Source organism: Rhodanobacter sp. C06 (genome assembly GCF_002001105.1).
Classification (GTDB): Bacteria; Pseudomonadota; Gammaproteobacteria; order Xanthomonadales; family Rhodanobacteraceae; genus Rhodanobacter_A.
The window spans coordinates 21227-29420 of the sequence record NZ_MUNP01000060.1; the positions used below are offsets into that span (position 1 = coordinate 21227).

Below are 8194 nucleotides of genomic sequence, written 5' to 3' on the forward strand. Positions count from 1 at the left end.
TCCCGGCTTCCGCTGAACCGCGCCATGCCTTGGAGCCTGCTCGATGCCTCCGCATGGCCCGCGCCGGGAGCTGTTTGGGCGCAGGCCAAGGAAGAACGAAGGAGTGGACGTCCGTCCACGACTGAGTGATGACGCAGGTATGTGGGCAAACAGACCCGGCCCTTCGGGTTGGCTTGCCGTCGCCGCCATGCGGCAGCGCGCGGCTTGACCTGCCAGCCAGGCAGGCGCTGCGCCACGCGCCACCACCTGACGACCACGACAAGGCAACGCGGGCCATGCGGAGGCATTGAGCAGGCTCTGGTCTACTGACATGATGCTGGCAGCAGCACCCGCGCAAGCTGTACCTCCAACAAGGAGGGAACGGCATGCGCGATACGGTTTATTTCCTCGTTTTCGACGGCTACGCCGACTGGCAGGCCGCGCTGGCGTTGTGCGAGATCCGCCGCCCTGGCGATTGGCGGGTGCAGGCGGTGGGTTTCTCGACGGCACCGGTGACCTCGATGGGCGGCCTGGTGGTGCAGCCCGAGCTGATCCTGGCCCAGCTCGACCTCAACCGCGCGGCGCTCTTGATCCTGCCCGGCGGCCACCTGTGGACGCGCGGCGAAGGCCTGGCCGCGGTGGCGGCCGCGCGCCGCGTGCACGCGGCCGGTGCGCCGGTGGCCGGTATCGCCGACGGCGTGCTGGCACTGGCCCGCGCCGGCCTGCTCGACCATTGCCGGCATACCGGCAACCACGCCGGCCACATCGACATGCACGTGCCTGGCTACCGCGGCGCCGAGCAGTACGACGCCGGCGTGCTCGCGGTCAGCGACGGCGGCACGCTTACCGCCAGCGAACTCGGCAGCGTGGAGTTCGCGCGCGAGGTGATCCGCACGCTGGACCTCTACAACGCCAGCGACCGCGAGCACTGGTTCCGCCTCTACAAGCACGCGTTGCCGCCGCCGTGGCTGGCGGGTGCCGTGGCAGCGGCCGCATGAATGCGCTCGTCCGTGAGCGCGGCTTCGAGCAAGTTTTCATTGTGGAGAAGCAGCCCGATGCTGCGAGTCCAACCGCGGCCATCCATGGCCGCACACTTCAGGATCCATGCGCCCATCCATGGGCGCGGTTTCGATCAGATGGTCGATGCGGGAAGCCGACCCGGTCCCACAGGTCCAACCGCGGCCATCCATGGCCACACACTTCAAGCAGAGCCAACACCATGACAAAGAAATCCGCAATCGACAGGGTGCTGATGGCGTACCGGCCGCTGTACCTGCAAGGCCTGCTGCTGGACGGCCAGTACCGCCTGCCGACGAAGCCTGCACGGGAAGGCGAGCAGGATCGTCCCGCGGGTCGTCGCCGCCTCACCCTGGTGGCGTTGACCGGCCTGCATCACCTCGTGTCATCCATTCGGGGTCGCAAATGAAGAAGACCTATCACGGTAGCTGCCACTGCGGCGCGGTGCGCTACGAGGCCGATCTCGATCTTGCCGCCGGCACCGGGCGCTGCAACTGCTCGATCTGCGCCAAGACGCGCAGTTGGGGCATCACGATCAAGCCGCAGGACTTCCGCCTGCTCGCCGGCGAGGACGCGCTGTCCGACTACCAGTTCGGCACGCGCAGCGCGCACCACCTGTTCTGCCGCCATTGCGGCGTGCGCCCGTTCGGGCGTGGCCACGTGGAGCAGATCGGCGGCGACTACGTCTCGGTCAACCTCGCCTGCCTCGACGATGCCGAACCGCAGGAGCTGATCGATGCGCCCGTGCGCTGGTGCGACGGCCGCGCGAACAACTGGATGAACCCGCCCGCCGAGACGCGGCACCTGTGAACCCGGAGACAGCGCCATGACCGCCGACCTCACCTTCTTCCACGCCCCGAACAGCCGCTCCGGCGGCACCCGCGCCCTGCTCGAAGAACTGGGCGCGGACTACCAGTTGCACGTGCTGAACCTCAAGGCCGGCACCCAGCGCCAGCCCGAATACCTCGCGGTCAATCCGATGGGCAAGGTGCCGGCGATCCTGCATCGCGGCGCGCTGGTCACCGAGCAGCCCGCGGTGTTCCTGTACCTCGCCGACCTGTTCCCGGAAAAAGGCCTGGCGCCGGCCATCGGCGATCCCCTGCGCGGGCCCTACCTGCGCTGGATGGTGTACTACGGTTCCTGCTTCGAGCCGGCGCTGGTCGACAAGTCGATGCAGCGCGAGGCGGCGGCACCTTCGACCTGTCCCTACGGCGACTTCGACACCATGCTGAAGACGCTCACCAACCAGCTGGCGCAGGGTCCGTACCTGCTTGGCGAACGCTTCACCGCGGCGGACGTGTTGTGGGGCGGTGCGCTGAACTGGACCACCATGTTCAAGCTGGTGCCGGAGACGCCGGTGATCCGCGCCTACATCGACCGCGTGCTCGCGCGCCCGGCGATGCAGCGCGCGGCCGCGGCCGATGCGGCACTGGCTGCCGCACAGCAGGCTTGAGCGATGGACGGCTGGCGCCAGCAGCTTGCGGCGGCGCGCCGGTCGCATCGCGGTGACTTGTGGCGCAGGCGCTGCGACACGGTTCGCGGCATCATGCACGCATGCGTCGCGCCGATCGCCTGTTCCTCATCATCCACGCCCTGCGCGGGCGGCGCACCGCGCTGCCGGCGCGCAACCTTGCCGAGACGCTGGGCGTGTCGCTGCGCACGGTCTACCGCGACGTGGCCGACCTGCAGCTCTCCGGCGTGCCGATCGAAGGCGAGGCAGGCGTGGGCTACGTGCTGCGCAAGGGTTCGGACATCCCGCCGCTGATGTTCAACGCCGACGAACTCGAATCGCTGGTGGTGGGCACGCGTTTCGTGCGTGCGTTCGCGGGCGACAAGCTGGCCGAAGGCGCCAAGACCGCGCTGCTGAAGATCGAGGCGGTGCTGCCGCCCGAGCTGCGCGAGCGCGCCGCGCGCACGCGCATCTACGCGCCGGTGTGGCGCGACCAGGGCCGCGCCGATTTCGCGATGCTGATCGACCGCCTGCACGCGGCCATCGCGGCGAACCAGGTGCTGCGGTTGGACTACCGCGACGAGGGCGGCCAGCCCAGCCTGCGCGAAGTGGAGCCGCTGTGCCTCGCGTTCTGGGGTGGCAAGTGGACGCTGGGCGCGTGGTGCCGGCTGCGCGGGGACTTCCGCAACTTCCGCCCCGACCGCATCCACGCCAGCGAAACCACCGGCGAAGTCTTCACCGAAGTGCCGGGGCGCAGCCTCGACGACTACCTGCGCGCGGTGGGCGGCAGCCAGATCGGCATGAGCTGAGCGTCACGCCGCGGCGACGCGGCATCGGCTACTCGTCGGCGCTTCGTCGCCGCCGCGAGGTCGATTCCATGCACGCCCATCATCCGCTGCAGTCGGTGGCCCCGGTCGAGCTGCGGCCCACCCAGCTCACCGTGGGCTACGCCGAGGTGGCCGCCAAGCGCGCCGAGTGGGAGCAGCTGGGCAAGAAGAAACGCGGCGAACTGCTGGGCCGGCACTGGTTTCCCGGGGTGCTGGGGCCCAAGCGGCGCTGCTACATCGTCGATCACCACCACCTGGGTCTGGCGCTGCTGGAGGAGGGCGTGGCCAGCGTGCCGGTGATGCTGCTGCGCGACTTCTCCTACCTGCCGGCCGAGCGCTTCTGGCGCGCGATGGAGTTCTACCACTGGGCGCATCCCTACGATGCGAAGAACCGCCGCCGCGACTACGACGCCTTCCCGCACAGCCTCGCCGATCTTCAGGACGACCCGTACCGCAGCTTGGCCGCCCGGCTGGAACAGGCCGGTGGCTACGCCAAGGACGCCACGCCCTACGCCGAGTTCATGTGGGCGGGTTTCCTGCGCGAGCACTTCAAGCTGCGCAAGGGCGAGCAGCCCACGCCGGAACTGGTGGCCAAGGCGGTGGCGCTGGCGCACGGCGGCGGGGCGAGCTACCTGCCGGGCTGGAGCGGCGCGACGGCATGACGTGTGTCGTATTGCGCCGACGCGCGCAACGTGGGACGGTTTCCGGCTGTGCGACCACGCACCGATCCCTGTCCGGCAACCCGCGAGGAACTCCCGTGAACAAGACCCTGCTGATGGTCGTCGCGTCGACGCTGGCCTTCACCGCCGGCCTGCCGCCGGCGTTCGCCGCGAGCATGGATGCCGCCGCCCCGGCCAGTGCCGTCGCCAGCAGTGCCGACACGCGCTTCACCGCGATCTATACCGCCGAGTGGGCGTGGCGCACCGGCCAGTCCGGCATCAGCGCCTCGGGCGAATCGCAGCCGAACAACGGCCGCCTCGACGACGTGGACGCCGCCAGCCAGCAGCAGCGCCTCGATTACTGGCAGAAGGTGATGACCCAGCTCGACGCGATCGACGTCGGGCAGCTCACGCCGGGGAACCGGGTGAACTACGCGGTGTACCGCGAGCAGATCCGCAACTTCATCGCCGACCAGCAGTTCAAGCAGTGGCAGATGCCGTTCAACAGCGACTCGGCGTTCTGGAGCGACGTGGGCTACGAGCTGGGTGGCGACCGCCTGCGCACGGCGGACGACTACCGCAAGTACCTCGACCGGCTCGGCCAGATCCCGCACTACTTCGAGCAGCAGATCGCCAACATGCGGCTGGGCCTGCAGCGCGGTTTCAGCGTGCCGCGCGAGGTGCTCAAGGGCCGCGACCGCTCGATTGCCGCGGTGGCGGATCTCACCGATCCCACGGCTTCGGGTTTCTACGCGCCGTTCAAGCAGATGTCCGCGACGATCCCCGCCGACCAGCAGCAGGCGCTGCGCGGCGAAGCGCAGCAGCGCATCCGCGATCAGGTGATCCCCGCCTACGCGAAGCTGCTGAAGTTCTTCGACGACGAATACGTGCCGCAGGCGCGCAGCACGCTGGCCGCCGAGGCGCTGCCCGACGGCAAGGCGTATTACCGCCAGCAGATCCGCGAATACACCACGCTGGACCTTACGCCCGACCGGATCCACCAGATCGGCCTGGAGCAGGTGGCGAAGATCCACGCCGAGATGCTGGACGTGATGAAAGAGACCGGCTTCAAGGGCAGTTTCGCCGACTTCCTGCACTACCTGCGCACCGATCCGCAGTTCTACGCGAAGACGCCGCAGGAGCTGCTGGACAAGACCGCCTGGGTGGCCAAGGAAGTGGACGGCAAGATCGGCAAGTTCTTCGGCCATCTGCCGCGCTCGCGCTTCACCATCGTCCCGGTGCCGGCCGAGATCGCGCCGTACTACACGTCCGGCCGCGGCGGCGCGGATGCGTACATGGTCAACACCTACGACCTGAAATCGCGCGCGCTGTACAACATGCCGGCGCTGACCCTGCACGAGAGCTATCCCGGCCATTCGCTGCAACTGGAGTTGGCCGAGGAGGATCACGGCCAGCCCGCGTTCCGCCGCAACGGTTACATCTCCGCCTACGGCGAGGGCTGGGGCCTGTACTCCGAATACCTCGGCAACGAGATGGGCATCTACCAGACGCCCTGGCAGCAGTTCGGCTACCTCACCTACCAGATGTGGCGTGCCTGCCGCCTGGTGGTCGACACCGGCATCCACCATCTCGGCTGGACGCGCCAGCAGGCGATCGACTACCTCACCGACAACACCGCGCTGAGCCCGCTCGAGATCGCCAACGAGGTGGACCGCTACATCAGCTGGCCCGGCCAGGCCGACAGCTACGAGCTGGGCTACCTCAAGATCCTCGAACTGCGCGCCAGGGCCGAAAAGGGGCTGGGCGAGAAATTCGACATCCGCGCCTTCCACGACACCGTGCTCTCCACCGGCTCGGTGCCGTTGCCGGTGCTGGAGGCGCGCATCGACAAGTTCATCAAGGATGGCGGACCGGAGCCGGATTACGGTTGCGATTGCGCGAAGGGCAAGAGTGCGCCGAACGCCCCCTGAAGCCGGCGCCGGCGATTTTGGACAAAGCTGCCACTTTGCAGTAAATTGTCCATGTGCTTCACATGGAGAGTTTCGACATGAACGCACATGCCAGCCGCATCGCCGAAGCCGCATCACGCTACCTGCCCACTGACGCGGTGCTGACGGCGCCCGCGTTGCGCAGTTTCTTCCGCCTCGCCGAGCACTGGGACCTGCGCGTCGCCGAACAGCGCAAGCTGCTCGGCGATCCGCCCGAGTCCACGTTCTACAAGTGGAAGCGCGAGCAGGACGGCAGCCTGGGGCGCGACACGCTGGAGCGCGTCAGCTACCTGCTCGGCATCTGGAAGGATCTGCAGATCTTGTTTCCCGACCCGGCGCAAGCCGATGCATGGCTGCGCAAGCCGAACACGGCGCCGCTGTTCGGCGGCCATTCCGCGCTGGAACGCATGCTGTCGGGCAACGTGGCCGACCTGTTCGTGGTGCGTCAGTACCTGGATGCGCAGCGCGGCTGAGGCGCTTCAAACCGATCGTCGCAGCCGCCGATACCGCATGCGATGACGATGCCGGTCGCATGCAGGAGCGGCCTCAGCCGCGACGGGAGCCCCGATGTCGACCGATCTTCCCCCACTCAAGCGCATCCGCTGGAATCAGGCGTTTCGCATCGTGCCCAGCCGTTTCCCGCCGGTGGGCGTGTACGACCGCATCGCCGATCCGGCCGATCTCGACGCGGTGTTCGCGATCGAGGCGCTGACCAACCCGCGTCTGCGCGAGGAAGCCGGCGCCTTGAAGCTGGTGCCGAAGGAACACCGCATCAGCGGTCCGGGCTCGACGCCGGTGATGGCCGCCTTCACGCATCTGAATCCGGACGGCAGCCGCTTTTCGGATGGCACGTGGGGCGTCTTCTACGCCGCGCACACGATGGCCACCGCGGTGGAAGAAACCATCTATCACCGTGAGCATTTCCTCGCTGCCACCGCCGAGCCGGCCTGCGACATCCAGATGCGCTGCTACCGCACCCGGATCGACAGCCGTCTGCACGACATCCGCGGCGGCTGGAGGAAGGAACACGATCCGGACAGCTATGTGGCCAGCGTGAAACTGGCGCGCGTGTTGCGCGCCGCCGGCTCCAACGGCATCGTGTACGACAGCGTGCGCGATCCGTCCGGCGAATGCGTGGCCGCGTTCCATCCGGATGTGGTCGCACCCTGCGTGCAGGCGCAGCACCTGGTCTATCGCTGGGACGGCAAGCGCATCGCCAAGGTGCTGGAAGTGTCGGAACTCGCACGAAACACTCCACGGGAGGCACGATGAAACGCTGGCTGATCCTGCTGTTCGCCCTGCTGCCGCTGTGCGCGCCTGCGCGCACGACCAACGACCATGCGCAGTGGAATGCCGACATCGCGGCGTTCGAGCAGGCCGACCGCGTGCAACCGCCACCTGCCGGCGCGGTGTTGTTCATCGGCAGCTCGTCGATCCGCTTCTGGAAGACGCTGGCGTCCGACTTCCCCGAGGTGCACACGATCAACCGCGGCTTCGGCGGCTCGGAGATCGCCGACAGCACGTTCTACGCCGACCGCATCGTGGCGCCGTATCACCCGCGTGCCATCGTGATGTACGCGGGCGACAACGACATCGAGGCCGGCAACAGCCCGCAGCAGGTGCGCGACGACTTCGCCGCCTTCGTGCGCAAGGCCCGCGCCGTCGACCCCGGTGTGCCCATCGCCTTCATCGCGATCAAGCCCAGCATGGCGCGCAAGGCGCTGCTGCCGAAGATCCGCGAGGCGAACGCACTGGTGCGCGACTACGCGGCCACGCAGAAACAGGTGGCGTACCTGGATGTGTTCACGCCGATGCTGGGCAAGGACGGCCAGCCGCAGGCCAAGTGGTTCATCCAGGACGGCCTGCACATGAATCGCACAGGCTACGAGCTGTGGATCGGCATCGTGCGGCCGTGGGTGGATGCGCACGGGCGGTGATGCCGGGACTGCGTGGAGTCGGGCTGCGATTCCACTGACAGAATGCGTATTCCGGTCAAGCTGGGCGCCGTTCCGCTGACTACTGAACACCCTGCTGGTGCTGACGAGAGGCGGGTGAACTGCTGCTGTCAGGCAGCTACCGCGCTGTATTCTCTAAGAGGCAATTGAGCAGCTTGGATATGCGCTGTTCGCGGCCGGCGCGTCGACCAGGCTGATTGGAAACAATCTGATCTTTGTTGGCCGACACGACTAGCAGGCTGTTGAGAAACCTCCGCGCGCCGCCGCGGTCATAGACGTTCTCAATCACTGACCGCCCGATCCGATGCGCAGCCCCGACGTCCAGCAGCTTGGCATGTTCTCGTATGTATCGGTCGAA

At 67.7% G+C, this 8194-nt stretch carries 11 protein-coding genes; 10 read left to right on the plus strand and 1 reads right to left on the minus strand.

Annotated features, from left to right (window positions below):
• Nucleotides 1-365 precede the first annotated feature (365 nt).
• The 10 genes from B0E52_RS13260 (at nt 366) to B0E52_RS13305 (ending at nt 7818) form a co-directional block, all read left to right on the plus strand.
• The gene (locus tag B0E52_RS13260; protein ID WP_077484516.1) at nt 366-977 is read left to right on the plus strand and encodes a DJ-1/PfpI family protein; all 612 of its coding nucleotides are present in this window, start codon (nt 366-368) and stop codon (nt 975-977) included.
• 221 nt (nt 978-1198) lie between these two features.
• Nucleotides 1199-1405, plus strand: a complete 207-nt coding sequence (locus B0E52_RS13265) for a hypothetical protein (protein WP_077484518.1) — start codon at nt 1199-1201, stop codon at nt 1403-1405.
• Complete coding sequence (locus B0E52_RS13270; RefSeq protein ID WP_077484519.1) at nt 1402-1806, plus strand: GFA family protein; 405 nt, start codon at nt 1402-1404, stop codon at nt 1804-1806. Before B0E52_RS13265 ends, B0E52_RS13270 begins: the two co-directional genes overlap by 4 nt.
• A gap of 16 nt (nt 1807-1822) precedes the next feature.
• Nucleotides 1823-2449 (plus strand): glutathione binding-like protein, encoded by a 627-nt coding sequence (locus B0E52_RS13275; RefSeq protein WP_077484521.1) that lies wholly within the window; start codon nt 1823-1825, stop codon nt 2447-2449.
• Nucleotides 2450-2550: 101 nt separating this feature from the next.
• Complete coding sequence (locus B0E52_RS13280; protein WP_077484527.1) at nt 2551-3255, plus strand: YafY family protein; 705 nt, start codon at nt 2551-2553, stop codon at nt 3253-3255.
• Nucleotides 3256-3323: 68 nt separating this feature from the next.
• The gene (locus tag B0E52_RS13285) at nt 3324-3935 is read left to right on the plus strand and encodes a ParB-like protein (protein ID WP_077484522.1); all 612 of its coding nucleotides are present in this window, start codon (nt 3324-3326) and stop codon (nt 3933-3935) included.
• 173 nt (nt 3936-4108) lie between these two features.
• On the plus strand, nt 4109-5863 hold the full coding sequence (locus B0E52_RS13290; RefSeq protein ID WP_254426801.1) for a DUF885 family protein: 1755 nt from the start codon (nt 4109-4111) through the stop codon (nt 5861-5863).
• Nucleotides 5864-5940: 77 nt separating this feature from the next.
• On the plus strand, nt 5941-6354 hold the full coding sequence (locus B0E52_RS13295) for an MbcA/ParS/Xre antitoxin family protein (RefSeq protein WP_077484531.1): 414 nt from the start codon (nt 5941-5943) through the stop codon (nt 6352-6354).
• A gap of 94 nt (nt 6355-6448) precedes the next feature.
• A complete protein-coding gene (locus B0E52_RS13300) occupies nt 6449-7153 on the plus strand; it encodes an RES family NAD+ phosphorylase (RefSeq protein ID WP_077484523.1) in 705 nt (234 codons plus the stop codon).
• Nucleotides 7150-7818, plus strand: a complete 669-nt coding sequence (locus B0E52_RS13305; RefSeq protein WP_077484524.1) for an SGNH/GDSL hydrolase family protein — start codon at nt 7150-7152, stop codon at nt 7816-7818. Before B0E52_RS13300 ends, B0E52_RS13305 begins: the two co-directional genes overlap by 4 nt.
• 136 nt (nt 7819-7954) lie before the next feature.
• Here the strand turns inward: B0E52_RS13305 and B0E52_RS18645 are convergent.
• Nucleotides 7955-8194: hypothetical protein (locus B0E52_RS18645; RefSeq protein ID WP_217316693.1), on the minus strand; the 240-nt coding region annotated here is incomplete at its 5' end.